General features: G+C 43.4%; 19 protein-coding genes. 16 read left to right on the plus strand and 3 right to left on the minus strand.

Translation table 11 applies throughout. The features are described 5' to 3' along the window. Positions 1-224: 224 nt before the first annotated feature. The 10 genes from EIZ39_RS21180 to EIZ39_RS21225 all read left to right on the plus strand — a co-directional run bounded on the left by EIZ39_RS21180 (position 225) and on the right by EIZ39_RS21225 (position 10815). Positions 225-476 (plus strand): hypothetical protein, encoded by a 252-nt coding sequence (locus EIZ39_RS21180; RefSeq protein ID WP_129202616.1) that lies wholly within the window; start codon positions 225-227, stop codon positions 474-476. Between the two features lie 190 nt (positions 477-666). Next, a complete protein-coding gene (locus EIZ39_RS21185) occupies positions 667-1134 on the plus strand; it encodes a hypothetical protein (RefSeq protein WP_129202618.1) in 468 nt (155 codons plus the stop codon). Further along, on the plus strand, positions 1131-2753 hold the full coding sequence (locus tag EIZ39_RS21190) for a plasmid pRiA4b ORF-3 family protein (RefSeq protein ID WP_129202620.1): 1623 nt from the start codon (positions 1131-1133) through the stop codon (positions 2751-2753). The genes EIZ39_RS21185 and EIZ39_RS21190 overlap by 4 nt, the downstream gene beginning before the upstream one ends. 509 nt (positions 2754-3262) lie before the next feature. Beyond that, positions 3263-4219 carry a stage V sporulation protein K gene (gene spoVK, locus EIZ39_RS21195; protein WP_129202622.1) on the plus strand — a complete coding sequence of 319 codons (957 nt, stop codon included), beginning with the start codon at positions 3263-3265 and terminating at the stop codon, positions 4217-4219. A 168-nt stretch (positions 4220-4387) separates the two neighbouring features. Further along, positions 4388-5491, plus strand: coding sequence for an LCP family protein (locus EIZ39_RS21200; RefSeq protein WP_129202624.1), 1104 nt, complete (start codon positions 4388-4390; stop codon positions 5489-5491). 153 nt (positions 5492-5644) lie between these two features. Then, complete coding sequence (hflX, locus tag EIZ39_RS21205; protein ID WP_129202626.1) at positions 5645-6922, plus strand: GTPase HflX; 1278 nt, start codon at positions 5645-5647, stop codon at positions 6920-6922. Between the two features lie 46 nt (positions 6923-6968). Further along, positions 6969-8240, plus strand: a complete 1272-nt coding sequence (locus tag EIZ39_RS21210) for a methionine gamma-lyase family protein (RefSeq protein WP_129202628.1) — start codon at positions 6969-6971, stop codon at positions 8238-8240. A 112-nt stretch (positions 8241-8352) separates the two neighbouring features. Continuing rightward, positions 8353-8760 carry a MerR family transcriptional regulator gene (locus EIZ39_RS21215; RefSeq protein ID WP_129202630.1) on the plus strand — a complete coding sequence of 136 codons (408 nt, stop codon included), beginning with the start codon at positions 8353-8355 and terminating at the stop codon, positions 8758-8760. 56 nt (positions 8761-8816) lie between these two features. Further along, on the plus strand, positions 8817-10157 hold the full coding sequence (glnA, locus tag EIZ39_RS21220) for a type I glutamate--ammonia ligase (RefSeq protein ID WP_129202632.1): 1341 nt from the start codon (positions 8817-8819) through the stop codon (positions 10155-10157). 181 nt (positions 10158-10338) lie between these two features. Next, positions 10339-10815 (plus strand): DUF456 domain-containing protein, encoded by a 477-nt coding sequence (locus tag EIZ39_RS21225; RefSeq protein ID WP_129202634.1) that lies wholly within the window; start codon positions 10339-10341, stop codon positions 10813-10815. Between the two features lie 317 nt (positions 10816-11132). Here EIZ39_RS21225 and lexA read toward each other — a convergent pair whose 3' ends face one another. Continuing rightward, positions 11133-11753: a transcriptional repressor LexA gene (gene lexA / locus EIZ39_RS21230; protein WP_129202635.1), complete on the minus strand. Its 621-nt coding sequence runs from the start codon at positions 11751-11753 to the stop codon at positions 11133-11135. Between the two features lie 166 nt (positions 11754-11919). Between lexA and yneA the strand changes: the two genes are divergently transcribed. The 5 genes from yneA to EIZ39_RS21250 all read left to right on the plus strand — a co-directional run bounded on the left by yneA (position 11920) and on the right by EIZ39_RS21250 (position 14152). Then, on the plus strand, positions 11920-12210 hold the full coding sequence (yneA, locus tag EIZ39_RS21235) for a cell division suppressor protein YneA (RefSeq protein WP_164985230.1): 291 nt from the start codon (positions 11920-11922) through the stop codon (positions 12208-12210). 65 nt (positions 12211-12275) lie between these two features. Next, a complete protein-coding gene (locus tag EIZ39_RS21240; protein ID WP_129202639.1) occupies positions 12276-12503 on the plus strand; it encodes a DUF896 domain-containing protein in 228 nt (75 codons plus the stop codon). A gap of 198 nt (positions 12504-12701) precedes the next feature. Beyond that, positions 12702-13004, plus strand: coding sequence for a hypothetical protein (locus EIZ39_RS21245; RefSeq protein WP_129202641.1), 303 nt, complete (start codon positions 12702-12704; stop codon positions 13002-13004). 45 nt (positions 13005-13049) lie between these two features. Beyond that, positions 13050-13226 carry a hypothetical protein gene (locus EIZ39_RS26850; protein ID WP_164985231.1) on the plus strand — a complete coding sequence of 59 codons (177 nt, stop codon included), beginning with the start codon at positions 13050-13052 and terminating at the stop codon, positions 13224-13226. Positions 13227-13285: 59 nt separating this feature from the next. Further along, a complete protein-coding gene (locus tag EIZ39_RS21250) occupies positions 13286-14152 on the plus strand; it encodes a metal-dependent hydrolase (RefSeq protein WP_129202643.1) in 867 nt (288 codons plus the stop codon). 70 nt (positions 14153-14222) lie between these two features. Here EIZ39_RS21250 and EIZ39_RS21255 read toward each other — a convergent pair whose 3' ends face one another. Then, entirely contained in the window at positions 14223-15002 is a 780-nt protein-coding gene (locus EIZ39_RS21255; RefSeq protein WP_129202645.1) for a TatD family hydrolase, read from the minus strand. 16 nt (positions 15003-15018) lie between these two features. After that, complete coding sequence (locus tag EIZ39_RS21260; RefSeq protein ID WP_129202647.1) at positions 15019-15510, minus strand: hypothetical protein; 492 nt, start codon at positions 15508-15510, stop codon at positions 15019-15021. Positions 15511-15655: 145 nt separating this feature from the next. Between EIZ39_RS21260 and EIZ39_RS21265 the strand changes: the two genes are divergently transcribed. Next, on the plus strand, positions 15656-16570 hold the full coding sequence (locus EIZ39_RS21265) for a DUF4349 domain-containing protein (protein WP_129202649.1): 915 nt from the start codon (positions 15656-15658) through the stop codon (positions 16568-16570). Positions 16571-16575: the final 5 nt, after the last annotated feature.

Raw genomic sequence — 16575 nt, forward strand, 5'->3', positions numbered from 1 at the left:
AATCCTGTTAGGGGGCTTTAGAGCTATGTCCTAAAACGCCAAAGAAAAGAGGCTTTTGAAGGAAATAAGGGATTCGTTGTCCGATCACTCTAAAGAGTCGGCTCGAACCTCTTTAATTGTGCTTATCGGATCATATTACTAATCCGCCATTTGTGTAAGATCCCTATTCATAATAAAATAAAAGTTACCTAGTGTGGCAATATAATCTCGTGAGGAAGCAAACCATGAAATTAATAACGGATGAAGAATTAAGAAAACTAATCCTTTCAAAGACAAGTAAGTCTAAAGGGGAAGGATTTGATGCAGATGGAATAGACCCTAGTATGTCAGAGCTAGAGATCTTAGAGAAGCTTAGTAACAAAAGAGTATTACCAAAAACAACTAAGCTTTACCTATCTTGGGGTAATGTGCGTTGGTTTATTAAGTATAGTAGTGGAATCAGAGGAAAAGAATTCGATAGTAAAAGGGGATCCTAAGGATACGAAAGAGGATACCAAAGATATAAGATTCAATATAGTGTTAAGTAGTTTATTTAGGCAAATATCCAATCATACATTAGCTCTTACTAGGCTAATTGAAGATGGATTAGATTATCAAGCAAGGATACTATTTAAAGATACTTGTGAGTTATCTTGGCTAATTCTTATCCTTGTTTCAGACTGAAGTATGATGGAGTTGTATGCTCAAAAGTTAGAATTAGATCAACAAAAATTGATTTGGGAAGAACACTTTTCTGCTAAAAAGCTTATGGAGAAATTATCTCTCCTGGAAAATGGATTAGGGCTAGAAGATATAATGGTAGGTGAACTAAAGAAACTTCGATTAGGGACCTACGAGTTTTATTCGGATATCGCGTATCGTTCCTATGCGGTATGCACATTAGGCTCTTATAGTAAAAATTTCAACCATAAGTACCATCCAAATATATTTGGTAAAGCTTCTCTGACGTCGAAACAGACACTTGATGAAGTAAATCAGCATTTATTCTATTTTATAATGTATGTACTGTCTATCATTATGAAACTTCCTGCATGGAATGTACTAACGATACTAAGACAGAGCTTTCTCGAATCGTATACTCAGTATCTTGCGGAAGAGTTGGAACATGATGAGAGTGAGAAGGAGTTAAGATGATCTATCAATTGAAGATAACTGCAAAAGGAAGTAAGCCGCCGATCTGGAGGCGAATTCGGGTTGAGCCTGGGATAACGTTTCATCAATTACATCGAATCATTCAGATCAGTATGAATAGGTCAGATACCTATAGGCATGAATTTCTATGTCCTGTTCCGGAAGAGAAACAAGAGGAAGCGGAAGAACTCTTCGAAAGAGGTGAAGAGGAGGGCGATTTTGAATGGGGTCTTTTGAATGTGGCTTTTTTTGACCAGGGAAAGGCTCGAATCGGAGATCCGGATAAAGGAGATCATGGGTTCGCGTCGGATATCGTTTGGGATGAATATGAACAGGTCCTAGGTGAATGGTTCATTCATGAGAAGGACAAGGGTTTGTATCTTTACGAGTCCCCAGGTACTCAACAGTATGAAATCCTTTTGGAAGAAATGGTTCCCGTAGATGAGACGGTGATATATCCCATCTGTGTTAAGGCGCGAAAAGAAGCTCCTCCGGAAATCAAGGGGGCAATTGAAGAAGAGAGAGCGGACCAGGAGATTGCTCAAGACATCAACCATGATTTACGTAGAATGTCGGAGGAATTACAGCCTGAGTCGGATCGCTTTCAGCTTGAAACCGACGGTGCCACACTTGAGGAATGGGAACGGCTATACCATTTGGCGCTTGAGTGGAAGCAGTTGAAGAGCTGGAAATGGATGAGTGAACAATTGTTTGGTGTGATAGATACGGAAAACGGCCATACGGGTTACTGCTGTGTGATGGGAGGCGAAGGCGAAATGTACGGCCTCGTCGCGTATATGGGCGAAGAGGGACTGACAAGCTTGCTGAAAACCTTAAGTGGCGACTTAGAGGAAGACGATTATTACAACGTTCGATCCTTGATCCTCACGTTGGAGGATTGGGAGGAACTTGATAAAGAAGATCTACAATTGATCGAGGAATTGAATCTCCCTCTACGAGGACGACGCCATTGGCCGATGTTTCGAAGTCAATCACCCGGATTGTATCCATGGCGGTTAAGCAGGGAAGAGGTATTGTTTTTTACCCGGGTACTGGAACAAGCACTCGTGATGGGTCAAAGAGTCAAGGCACATCCGGACTTGTTGCTTCCGGAGCGGGAAGGTGAAATCTTCGCACGGCAAGGGAAGGATTCGAAGTGGGAAGATGCGACCTTGTCTCTTGTTCCCCAGCATCAGGAAACATCACCACTCCTTTTGTCCGTAAATGAACTAGAGCTCAAACGGATGAAAAAGGATTTTCCATTGGTAAAAGATCATGTTTTAGAGTTTGATTTTATGTACTCACCAGATCCGATTCGAGAGAAAAGAGGAGATCGCCCTTTCTATCCTTATCTTGCCTTGTGGGTCGATCACACGGATGAATTCGTTCTGGATTTTGCGATCCTGCCGCGTGAGGGGCATGAGGCGGCTTTTCTAGATAAAACTTTGGAGTTGATCAGGAAAATGGAGATGGTTCCCCAAGAGATCTGGGTTAGAAAGCAAGAAGCCTACGCCCTCTTGTCCCCATTGGCGAGTAAGCTAGGAGTTCACCTTAAGGTTGTAGATGTGCTCCCGGCGCTCGAGGAAGCGGCCGATGAGATGAAGAATCAGTTTGTATTTTAAGGGGGAGGCAGAATAATTGCTTCTTAATAAAAGTTGCTTAAAATACCAATTTGATGCTAGGTAGATTATTCACTTCGCGGATATCCCTATATGTAAGGTCTGAACCCATTCTGAAGGCAAAGCACAATAAAGCTGGGATTTTGCTAGGGATGGAGTTGACAGGTGATCATTTTTTGGCGGACATATGCTCCGTTATTTTGGGGGAATGGCTTGTTTCTCCGAGGAAAGCGGACATTGATTCCGCTATTCGTCGTTTTAAGTGGAGTTTGCGTTCATTTTTGCTTGAATTAGGGATGCTATGTCCGGAAGCTCCTAGAAACAGAGGTTTTTGAAGGAAATAAGGGATCCGTTGTCCGATCAACTTGAAGAATACCTTTATTTAAATAGCCCCTTGGAAATATCCAGATCATTGAGTGGATCACATAATAAGACGGGATTCTATAACCTCTTTCACCTCTCTGGGCTCCCCTGCATATCATGCAGGTACGAAGAGAAAAGAGGTGACAGACGTGACACGGCGTGTTACCACTCAAGAAGCGCCACATCGTATCAACGTAATTCTCAATCATGAGCAGAAAAAGGCACCATCCCTGTCGGATTCGTTATCCAAATATCATTTGCAAGAGCAAGGCGTCGCTCCACATGAACGGTTTATGCAGATTACGAAGGAGTTAGATCGTCTGGTAGGGATGAAGGAAGTCAAGGATTTGATCCATGAGATCTATGCCTTATTGTTTATTAATCAGTGCAGGAAGCGACAAGGGCTCAAAGCAGACAGCCAAGTCCTGCATATGATCTTCAAAGGAAATCCAGGAACAGGAAAGACAACGGTTGCAAGAATTATTGGCCGATTGTTTAAAGAGATGGGAGTTCTCTCCAAGGGGCATCTTGTCGAGGTGGAGCGGGCGGATCTCGTGGGAGAGTATATCGGACATACCGCACAGAAAACGCGGGAGCATATCAAAAAAGCGATGGGCGGAATTTTGTTTATAGATGAAGCGTATTCTCTGGCTCGAGGGGGAGATAAAGACTTTGGCCGGGAAGCGATTGATTGCTTGGTTAAGAGTCTAGAGGATTATCGAAATGATTTTATCTTGATTTTAGCTGGATATTCTGCAGAGATGGATGAATTTTTGTCCTCGAATCCGGGTTTGCCATCGCGGTTTCCGATTCAGGTGAATTTCCCAGATTATTGCTTAGATGAGCTGATGCAGATTGCCGAAATGATGTTGGAGGAAAGAGAATATCAGTTTTCCTCTTACGCTCGGCAGAAAATGCGACGTCACTTGCAGAAACAGTTAATTCACTCTAGTTTTAGTAATGCAAGGCATGTACGTAACATCATTGAGCGGTCGATTCGCTATCAAGCGGTGAGGCTGTTGCATAAAGCCAATCCAAGTAAAGAAGATCTCATTACTCTAGGAGCGGATGATTTGCATTGCGAATCTTCTTCCATCCGATGGTGAGTTCATAATACAACGTAGAAAGGGGTGCCCAAAGGTAGAATGGGTGCTCCTTTTTTTGACTATTTTCCCTATGGAATATCGAAATTTATCGAACTTTAGGGTTGATTCTATAAGGAGGTGTGGTATGGTTAAAGAAGAAAAAAGTGAGATGAAAGGAAATTAACACCAATGCAACACCCAACAAGAAGACCTCAGGTATCCGCTTCTACTAACGTTCGAAGAAGAAGGAAAGGGAAAAAGAGAAGAGTAGGAAGAATCATTTTTAGCTTCTTTTTTCTCTTGTGTTTAGTTGGCGCTAGTGCCATGGGGTATGCCGCATGGAGAGTAGATCAAGCCATGGATCAGCTCGTGCATCAGTCACAACCAGAAGCGAAGACAGAGATTTCTCCCACAACCGTCAAGGAAAATGAAATCAGTAGCCCCATTGCCGAACCTGATGAAAAGAAGACCCTTTCTGTTCTGATCATGGGTCGGGATTATCGCCCTGAAACCGGGACGAACTTAACCGACGTCATGATTGTGGCTGCTATCGATCTCGAGAACAGTAAGGTATCGATGGTCTCCATCCCTCGTGATATGAAGGTGCGCTTGCCGGAGCTTAATAAGCGTGTGAAGGCGAACGAAGTTTTTAATTATGGGGAGCATATCAAGAAACAAGCAGAAAAGAAGAATAAAACCTCTGACACCGATGGATCCACCTTATCGAAAGAGATGGCGGGCTCCCTTTTTGATATTCCAGTTGATCATTATATTCTCGTTGATTTTCAGAGTTTTATGGCTTTAGTGGACGAAGTGGGAGGCATTCATGTCGAGGTAGAAAGAGATATGATTTATAACGATCCGACGGATAATACCCACATTAATCTGAGAGCCGGTCAGCAGCAGCTGAATGGGAAGAAAGCATTAGATTGGGTAAGGCATCGCCAAGATGATCGTGGAGAAGCGTATTTCTCTAGTGATTTTGATCGGAATCAGAGACAGAAGGAAGCGATAAAGGCGATAGCCCAAGAATTAACCACGTGGAAGGGACTCACCCGTATCTTCGATGTGATGGACACGATGGCGAAGCATGTGGAGACGGATCTCTCGAAAGAACAAATGAAGGAACTGTTTTGGGCCTTCAAGTCCCTTGATACCGAGAATGTGAAGAGTATTGAGACGCCTAACGTTTACTGGGATAGTGTCCAATTACAAACTGTCATTCCGAAGGAAGATCTGTCCGCTGCACACCATGAACTAGAATACTTGCTGAATAAAGGGAAGAGTAGTTAGGACTACTCTTCCCTTTATTAATTGGAAGAGATATTTGGTGTAGCAAGAAAAAAGAGTTCGATCCCGGTTAGGGAGCGTTGAATGGGGGAGGAAAGAACATTATAATAAGTAAGCAATATCCAAAGTGTGTAGAGTTTGGATTCGGAGGTAATTATGGAACTTAATCAATCCCGGGAACGGGCTATTCTGGTAGGACTACACTTACAACAAATGACAGACCACGCTTTTCAATCCTCTTTTGAGGAGTTAGAGAATCTTGCTGATACAGCAGGGGCAGATGTGGTGGCCCGACTGGTACAGAAGAGAACGCGTCCGGATAATGTGACCTATGTTGGTAAGGGAAAAGTAGAAGAGATCATGGCAGCCATGGAAGAGGTGGACGCAGACCTTTTAATATTTGATGGTGAACTGTCTCCTATACAACAACGCAACCTAGAAAATATATTGGATATTAAGATCATTGATCGCACCTCGCTTATCCTCGACATCTTTGCTATGCGGGCGAAGAGTCGGGAAGGTATTCTACAAGTTGAGCTAGCGAGACTTTCTTATAAGCTCCCGAGACTAACGGGAAGAGGTCAGGAACTGAGCCGCCAAGGGGGTGGAATCGGTTCAAGGGGTGCGGGTGAGCAGAAGCTTGAATTAGATCGAAGACATATCCGTCGTCGAATCTCAGAGATTGAAGCGCACCTAACGGAGGTGAAACGGACAAGGGAGCTTCACCGAGCCCAACGAAAGAAGACAGGGATTCCGGTAGTTTCCCTTGTGGGATACACGAATGCAGGAAAATCAACTTTATTTAATGCCATCTATCGATATGTTCATCAAATTGAAGATGAGCAAGTGGAAGCCGAAAATAAGTTGTTTAAGACCCTAGACACCACGACGAGAAAGATCGAACTCGAAAATGGCTGGGAGTGGTTACTAAGTGATACGGTTGGTTTTATCCAAAATTCGCCTCATAAGTTAGTTAAGGCTTTCCAAAGTACGTTGGAAGAGGTCACTCAAGCGGATCTGTTGTTGCATGTGATCGATAGCTCAAGTCCTGAGCGAGATGAACAAATTGCCACAGTAGAATCCGTGTTGGATGGAATAGGGGCCTTGGACGTTCCGATCATTAAGGTCTATAACAAGGCAGATCTTTTAGAAGTCAAACCGTATCTCCAGCGAGACGACGTTCTGGTCTCTTCTGTCACGGGGGATGGATTGGCTGAACTCATGCGTATGGTGGAAGAGAAAGTCTTTGCTGATGTTTCCCTCTATTCCTTAATGCTTCCTTATGATCAGTCCATGATCATGTCTAAACTACATAGAATGGGTGAAGTCACACAGAAGGAAGAGACAGAAGAAGGATGGAAGTTAACCGTCCGACTCTCAGAAGAGAATTATGGGCGGTTATCTTCAGAGCTTTCTCCATACCTACAATCATAATAGATAACAAAATGCACATTATGTAAACCAAGGAGTTAAACCTTTCATGTATACATTGCTAAAGCACGGAGAATATTTTAGACCATTCGTTGAAGCGGCAGAGGAAAAAATCGAGCCGCGTGTGAAAGAAATCAATGTCATGTCGGACTACAATCAATTCAAAGTCTTGAGGGCTTTTCAAGAAGAAGAAGTGAGCGATTATCACTTTGCTCCTTCTACTGGATATGGTTATGATGATGTGGGCCGATCCACGCTGGAAAAAATCTATGCTAAGGTGTTTGGAGGGGAAGCTGCCCTAGTTCGCCCGCAAATTATATCGGGTACACATGCCATTGCGATCTCGTTGTTTGGGATTCTTCGTCCTGGAGATGAATTGATGTACATCACAGGGGCACCCTACGATACGTTGGAAGAAGTGGTTGGAGTTCGAGGGAATGGTCAGGGTTCGCTAAAGGATTACCAGATCGACTATCAAGCGATCCCCCTAACCGAGGAAGGGGCGGTTGATTTTGAACGGGTAGCTCAAGCTATTTCAGAGAAAACGAAGGTCATTGGTATTCAGCGTTCCAGAGGCTATGCGGATCGTCCGTCCTTTCCCATTGAACAACTTCGTGAAATGATCCAATTCGTAAAAGAAATTAAACCGGATGTCATTGTCTTTGTCGATAATTGTTATGGAGAATTCACAGAGGCGCTTGAACCAACTCAAGTAGGAGCCGACATTATGGCGGGCTCTTTAATCAAGAATCCTGGAGGCGGAATAGCGAAAACCGGAGGGTATATTGTGGGAAGAGAAAACTTGGTGACTCTTGCCTCTTACCGGATGGCTGCACCAGGGATTGGCGCAGAAGGAGGAGCTTCCTTATACTCTCTTCATGAGATGTACCAAGGGTTCTTTTTAGCTCCCCATGTGGTCGGAGAAGCGCTGAAGGGAGCCACCTTCACGGCTGCGTTATTAGAAAGCCTCGGTTTTAGAACAAATCCCAAATGGAATGATCCAAGAACAGACCTGATTCAATCCGTCGAATTTGGAAGTGCAGAGAAGCTCATTGCCTTTTGCCAAGGAATCCAGAAGGCGTCTCCTGTGGATTCTCATGTGCGTCCGGAACCGAGTGAGATGCCAGGGTATGCCGATCAGGTGATCATGGCTGCGGGAACCTTTATCCAAGGGGCAAGTATTGAACTATCGGCGGATGGCCCATTAAGACCCCCGTATCTTGGATTTGTTCAGGGTGGCTTAACCTACTCTCACGTAAAGGTAGGCGTACTGACGGCGTTAGATGCACTTGCTGAGAAGGGCCTCTTGCCTCTTTCCTAGGGACACGCCTTATTTATGTCAGTTTTTATTACAAGCATTGACATGTATGTTGAACATGGTAAAATATATGTAATGGCTTTAATAAAAATTGCTTCGGAAGAGGGTGTTCAGGATGGGCGACGATATTCGCCGCAATATGGCCCTATTTCCCATTGGGATTGTGATGAAGCTAACGGATTTAACGGCTAGACAGATTCGCTACTACGAAACGAACGAACTGATTCAACCAGCCAGAACGGAAGGGAATCAGCGTTTGTTTTCCTTTAACGATGTTGATAGGCTTCTAACCATCAAGTCCTACATTGAGAAGGGGCTTAATATTGCAGGGATTAAGCAAGTAATGAACCTTAATAAGGAAGAGCCGGTGAAGGAAGCAACCGTCATTTCAGATAGTTCCGAGAAGAAGCGCAAGGAGATGTCTGATACCGAGTTAAGGCAGTTGCTTAAGCAGCAATTGATGATGAATCGACCGGGATCTACCCCGATGAATCGCGGAGAGTTATCTAGATTTTTCCATTAGGAAGAATATAGACCTTAAAGAAATGAAAGTGAAGAGAAATTTGAGGAGGTCAGGAAATGAGTACACGTTATACGAAAGAAGACATTATGCGTTTAGCTAATGAATCCAATGTGAAATATATCCGTCTAGGATTCACAGATTTGTTAGGAATGATCAAGAATGTGGAGATTCCTGTTAGTCAATTGGAGAAGGCTCTTGACAACAAGATGATGTTTGACGGATCTTCCATCGAAGGTTTCGTTCGTATTGAGGAATCTGACATGTATTTATACCCAGATCTAGATACATGGACCGTTTTCCCTTGGGGAAGTGATTTCGGAACGGTTGCGATGTTGATCTGTGACGTGTATTTAGCTGATGGAGTAACTCCGTTCCCAGGGGATCCACGTGGAATTCTTAAGCGTCAATTAAAGAAGGCAGAAGAAATGGGCTTCACTGCAATGAATGTAGGTCCAGAGCCTGAATTCTTCCTATTTAAATTAGATGATAAAGGGGAACCGACCCTTGACTTAAATGATAATGGCGGCTATTTTGACTTCGCTCCGCTTGATCTAGGAGAAAACTGCCGTCGTGATATCGTTCTGACTCTTGAGAAGATGGGCTTTGAGATCGAAGCTTCTCACCATGAGGTAGCTCCAGGTCAGCACGAAATTGATTTTAAATACGCGAATGCGATTAAAGCAGCGGACCAAATTCAGATCTTCAAGCTCGTGGTAAAGACGATCGCTCGTCAGCATGGATTGAATGCGACCTTCATGCCGAAGCCATTGTTTGGTATTAACGGATCTGGTATGCACTGTAACCAATCCCTATTCAATGGCAAAGAAAATGCGTTCTACGATGAAAGTGATGAACTAGGTTTAAGCAAAGCGGCTAAACAGTACATGGCCGGAATCCTGAAGCATTCTCGTGGATTCTCTGCTATTACGAACCCGCTTGTTAACTCCTACAAGCGTCTTGTACCAGGATATGAGGCTCCATGTTATGTTGCTTGGTCCGCCAAGAATAGAAGTCCACTAGTTCGTATTCCTTCTTCTCGTGGTTTAAGCACGCGTGTAGAAGTTCGTAATCCAGATCCTGCTGCTAACCCATATTTGGCCCTAGCCGTCATGCTAGCTGCTGGATTGGACGGTATCGAGAATAATTTGCCATGCCCTCCAGGAACAGATCGCAATATCTATGTGATGAATGAAGCTGAAAGAGAAGAAGCAGGCATTGAAACCTTGCCAGCAAGCTTGAAGGAAGCTCTTGAGTGCTTAAAGAACGATTCAGTCATTATCGAAGCGCTTGGTGAACATGCTGTTCTTCACTTCATCGAAGCGAAGGAAATTGAGTGGGATATGTTCCGTACCCAAATTCACGCTTGGGAAAGAGATCAGTACATGGTTAACTATTAATATGATCTTGAGCATTTTTGCAGGACCCCTTTCGGAGGGGTCCTGTTTTTTTTTTTGTATGCTGTATGCCCTACTGAAACGGCCGAGCTACTTATATAAATTTTTTTCCTAAAAGTGAATTCTTTTGTAGGTTTTCTTCGTAGAAGCTTGGGAGAGGATGTTATAGTAAGGAGGAGTAACGATGGAATGGTTGTTATGGGGTATTATTGTTTTGTTTTTTATTGGGAGTCTTGTTGGGATCGTTGTACCTGTCATACCGGATGCCTTACTAGTATGGGGAGGATTCTTGATTTATCAATTTTTTGTTTCTGATCAAGGGCTGCCTCCTTGGTTTTGGTGGGCAATGGGTGGGGTTACGGTTCTTATTATCCTAGCGGACGTTCTGACAAATATGGTTTTCGTGAAAAAGTATGGGGGATCAAAAGCTGGTATGATCGCTTCCGTTATAGGATTGCTAATTGGTCCGTTTATCTTAGGTCCTATCGGGGTCCTCGTTGGTCCCATTCTCCTAGTCTTTGCTGTAGAGTGGTTTCGCAACAAGGATGCCGGCATCTCAATGAAGATAGCCTTAGGTACATTAGCGGCCTTCTTTAGCAGTGCTGGAGCCAAACTTGTTCTGCAACTTATTATGATTACCACGTTTTTCATTGCCATATAAGGGGTGGATCTTCGGTAGAGGATTCGGGAGATGGTCGGAGCGCTTTTGGGTGTCAACCCGAGGTTTTGCGTACCCGAAAATGGTGGGATTGCGTTTTGGGGGTGTCAATCTGTGGTTTTGAGTACCCGAAAATGGTCGGACCGCGATTTTGGGGTGTCAATCTGGATTTTTGACACCCCGAAATTCGCCCATCCTCGTTTTCAGGGCGCCAATCATTGGGGGATCTGACCTCCCGCTGACCCAGCTGTGATAGGAATGAGAAAGGGTGTCCCCAAAATCGGTTTTCCGATCTGGGGACACCCTCTATATTTCTATGACTAGTGTAGATTCCTAAAAACGCCTACTACTTTCCCTAGGATCGTCACATGGGGTAAGAGGATAGGCTCTAAATCAGGATTCTCTGGCTGCAGACGAATATGGTTCTTCTCTTTGTAAAAGGTCTTTACAGTTGCTTCCTCATCTTCTGTCATCGCAACAACGATGTCTCCGTTATTCGCCACAGATTGCTGCCTAACAATGACATAATCTCCGTCCAGAATTCCTGCTTCAATCATACTGTTTCCTTCCACCTTCAACATATAAATCGTATCAGGCCCTACCATTCGCTCTGGTAGCACAAAATACTCTTCTACATTCTCTACTGCGAGAATCGGTTCCCCTGCTGTTACTTTCCCAACGACAGGAATTCTAACGGTTGGTACACTGATGTCTTCTTCCGGAAGGTCGAGATCATCTAATATTTCAATGGCCCTTGGTTTCGTTGGATCTCGACGGATTAATCCCTTCTTCTCTAGGCGGGCTAAATGACCATGTACTGTTGAGCTTGATGCAAGTCCGACGGCTTCTCCAATCTCCCGCACGGAAGGTGGGTACCCCTTGTCCTTCACTTCTCTCTTAATGAAGTCAAGGATGGCATGCTGACGCGATGATAACTTCATCCTGTTTCCCCCTTGCTTTTACCAAAACCTTCTTTTTTTTTCATTATAACAAGGATTGGTCAAATATACAAACATAAGTTCGAGAAAAAAGCGTTGACAGGAACATTCGTTCGAATTATAGTGTAATTAAGATCATTTGTTCGTATATAGAGAGAGGATGAAGGTAATGAGAGCGATTGTTTTTGGGTTTACTATGATGGTGTTGTTATTTACGAGCTTATTTCATATAGTTGGTAACATTACATGGACGAAGCCAGCCTATGCAAGTGGGTTGACTTCCTATGAGCAAGTTATTGTTCAGTCAGGGGATTCTCTATGGAAGATTGCAGATCAATTTAACGAAGATCATCAATTAACTATTCCCCAGATGATTCAACTTATAATCGATGAGAATCAGCTGGATAGTGCCTACATATATCCTGGTCAACAGATTCATATCCCACGATCGGTTCAGTAAATAGACTCTAGAAGGTAGGGTATGGTACAATATAGGAACACCTTTTAGAGAGGAGACAGATTCAATTGGTTACTCCTGAGAAGATTGAGCGCATTAACGAGTTGGCCAGGAAGTCGAAGTCAACGGGACTGACTCCGGCAGAGAAGAAAGAACAAGATGCTTTGAGACAGGAATATATTCAAGCCGTCAGAATGTCCTTGAAAGCAAATTTAGATTCGTTGAAGATTGTGGACGAAGAAGGTAACGTCCTTAAGGAATACGGAGAAAACAAACTCAAGAAAGACGTGCACTAAGAAGCCATCACAAGAACGTGATGGTTTTTTGGTCTCTGTTCCTTGTGAAAGCACACTGGATGTTCGACTGATATACTAAAAAAAGGGTACAATAGAAGTGGACTATATTGGTATGAAAGTTAAAGCAAGGTAAGTTAATGAACATAAGTACGATTTCTTGAATAAGAGCTGACATATAGTGTGAGGAGGAATAAGTTTATGACTACAGGATTAAAATTGCAGTTGAATCAGGAGCAGATTGAGAAGATGGTATTAGATTTCATAAAAACGAGTCAGCCGGAGTTTGCCGTACAGGATGCTATGTTAGAAACAAGTTATATTGAGGATCGCATTGACTCTTGGTGGGTAGCCTGTGAACATAAGAATGGGGATGAGTCCATTATGGAAGATGAGCAGATTCTTCTCTTGATCCAACAAAAGCAAGGCTGGGAAAGTGTTGTGGAGCACCATATTAAGGATTCAGAACAAGCAGGCTTCGTACTAGAAGTGAAGGGTAAGTAAGGATGATTCGCTGCCTGAAGTGTCAGGATAAGGAGGAAAACGGACATGTCACCTTTATCCGAACAGGAGATTCAAGTGATAGAGAAATTTGGATTTAGGATTAATGGGGAAAAAGTGGTCCACAAGAAAATGGGGTTGGAGAAAGAGATCAGTGGTTTTGCGGGGTTTTCTAGTATAGAGGAACTCGAGAGTTTTGTGAAGGGTTTACTTCGAACCGCTTGAAGTGAATGTTAAGATGAACGCCCGGTGGGTGTTTAGATTCTACTCTATGTGGGGGAAGCATGGATACGATTACACATACGTTGTTTGGGTTAACAATTTATAAAGCAATCAATAAAGAAGAAATGAATAAGCCGATGAAACATTCTTTGCTTTTTACGGCTGTGATAGGAAGTCAGATTCCTGACATTGATGTGGTATCAAAGTGGTGGGATCAACAGGGGCTCTACCTGATGTGGCATCGTGGTATCACCCACTCTGTATTTTTGGTTCCTGTCTGGGCTCTACTCCTTACTGCTGTTTGCTATCTGATTTGGAAAGTGAAGGACAAACGAATCTTCTACACGGGATTGTTAGCTGTATTTATCCACAATACCAGCGATATTTTTAATGCTTGGGGGACGGGCTACTTAGAACCCTTCTCCAACGTGAGATTGACATTTGGAACGATACCTATTATAGATTTTGTGGTCTGGACGATCATTTTATTTGGTTTTATCCTAAGTCGCTTACGGAAGTACCCAACACATCAGATATTTAAAGGAGTTGGGCTGCTCATTGCTGTTCACTTTCTCCTTCAATCTGCACAAGGCTTTTATATTTACCAGAATGTGAAGGATCAATATGAGCAAGTTGCCTTATCAGCTGACTTCGTTCCTTGGAATTTTAAAGTGATAGGCAAGAGAGATCAACAGGTCGAAATACTGGGAGCTACTAGCTGGGGAACACCAAAGATGGAAATTCAACTTCAGACAGCTGAAGAGACCAATCTAGACTATTTGTTTGAAGAGAACACTCGAGCAAGGACATTATACCAATGGGCGCCGTTTGTGGTTGTAGTGAAAGAACAGGGACGATTGGGAATCTATGATCCTCGTTTTTATCGGAACGGGCAGTCCTTTCTATTCGAGTATATTGAGACACACTAACAGTGATTTGAAGATTCTAAGAGAGTGCTCCCTAGGATTCGGTTTTACCGACCTGATAGGGACACTCTCTTTATCTATGTATTTGAAGTAGACACTGTGCATTCCTCCAGCAAGCTTCCAACACGTCCTCTAGCGGTCGTTGATAAAGATCAGATACCTTGTTAGCGACATCCTGTAGGAGTAAGGGGGTTGTCGCAAGGTTATGGAACGGTGGATCGTACTTCCATGGACCATCTGTTTCAAGCAATAATTGAGACAAGGGGATTTGATTTAGTAATTCCTGATCCCGGGGTCGGTAGCATACTTCAGGTGTCACAGAGATATAATATCCAGCCTCTACAATAAGACGTGTAACCTGAGGCGGAGCCTTCAACCAATGAAAGTGGGCCAGCTTCACTTGCTGTGCTTGGATGATCCTTAGTGCAAGTTCGGCTTTGTCATGAACGGCATGAAGAAGGATAGGCAGCTGATGTTGAACGGCTAGTTGAGAAAAATAACGAAGGATTTCTACATAAGGAGCCAAAGATGGCTGTTCCTTTATGCCATAGAACTGATAGTGAGGGAGCCCCACTTCTCCGATGGCTGATATATTTCGTCTTTCTTTTTCCACCAGAGCAGCGAATTCATAAAGTTCTTGTTCCTTCGGCAGAGCTAACTCAGGGTGATAGCCTACTGCAGCATAGACAAAGTCAGGATACTTGGCCTTAAGCTCTAATGTGGTGTAAGAGGACTTGAGGTCTGTCGAAACCGCTAAGACCCCTCGTACTCCATGACTTCTCCAACTCTCTATTGAACTTTCTAAGCGATCTGTATCGTATTGGTCGAGATGAATATGGGCATCAAAATACATCCTTATAGCCCCCGTTCTAAAATGTAACCTCTACTGCAAACATATGAAAAGTAAGCACTCGTATGCGTTCCGACGGTTGTACTCCTCTGATCAATTCAGGTTTGATATAGAGGGTAATCGTATCTCCATCCTGAAGACGGAGCTGAATACGCCTAAACGATCCTATGTAAGGCATCCGTACGGAATCCATAGAGTCTATCGTACCTGTGAGAAGTTCAAGTGATTCAGGTTGCCTCGTGTACATCCATTGACTAGTAAAGTAATGATAGAGGAAACTGTAATTCGTCCAAGTAGATAGAGATAATAGTAAGAAAATAAGCGTAATCCCTGCTAACACACCGAACTTAAAGGTTGGGAAGGAATGAGTAGGAGAGAATATCATCGTGGCGTTAACCCCAATCCCCACGAGGAGCCCTACGAATACCAATCCTGCAATGATCGTTTGAGCTTGCGCTTTTCTTCTCTTTTTATCCCATACTTTCATATTATATTCTAAATGATTCATCATACCTACCCTATTTCCTTTTTAGCGTTTTTTCTCATTATGTCAGACGAAGTTCAACTGTTCATTATAAAAAACTTGGTAAGGGCTTCAACTTTTCTCGATCTTCTTACGTCAATAAAAGTAAAGAGAGTAGACAGGGGGCAAAACAATGGTTCGCAATAAGTGGTTGTGGTTGTTGAAGGCAATGATGGGGCTTGTATTACTCCTTTTAGCCGGGTGTGGTCAACAGGAAGCAAAAGATGGTTCATCGAGTAACCAGAGTGCAATGGATTATGCAGCGAAAGAATCAGTTACAGCAGAAGGACCTGCTGGTTTCTCGGAAGGGGAAGTTGCGAATCTCGAACAAACAGCCTCCTACCAGAGAAAGATTATTAAAACAGCAGAAATGCGTCAAAAAGTGACGGAGCTTGAACCTGCGCTGAAGCTTGTGCAACAGTTGATTGATCGATCTGGAGGGTATATACAGTCTTCTTCCATTGAGCAGTATCGGGAAAATGAGCGGGAAGCCTTCTTTACGTTGCGGGTCCCGCAAGAGAATTATCTTTCCATTGTTGAACAGCTCCAAGCCATCGGAAAGTCCGTCAATATCTCGCAAAAGGGAGATGATGTGACGGAGCAGTTTTATGATAATGAGGCTCGTATCCAAAACTTAACCTTACAAGAAGAAGCAGTTCAGAAGTTACTGGCGAAAGCCGATAAAATGGAGGATATTATTAAGATTCAGCAAGAGCTGTTTCGTATTCGTGGTGAGATCGAAGCGTTGCAAGGGAAGAACCGCTATTTAGATCATATGGCTAATCTGTCCACAATTCAGTTGAGCATACAAGAGGTAAAGGAAGCGGAGTATGTAGAAGATAAGCCTTGGACCCAGGCGCGTGCCGGATTTGTCCAATCCCTAGGTGGAGTGGGAGAGTTCTTTACTCAGAGCGTAGTGTTGTTGGTGACTTACTTGCCGTTTCTCTTGTTTGTTTACCTCCCGATAGGTGTAGTTGTTTGGCTATTCATTCGCCGCCAAAAGAGAAAGAAGGAAAGAGAACGATCAGTAGAGGAAACGAAACCATAAAGAGA

Source organism: Ammoniphilus sp. CFH 90114 (assembly GCF_004123195.1).
Classification (GTDB): domain Bacteria; phylum Bacillota; class Bacilli; order Aneurinibacillales; family RAOX-1; genus YIM-78166.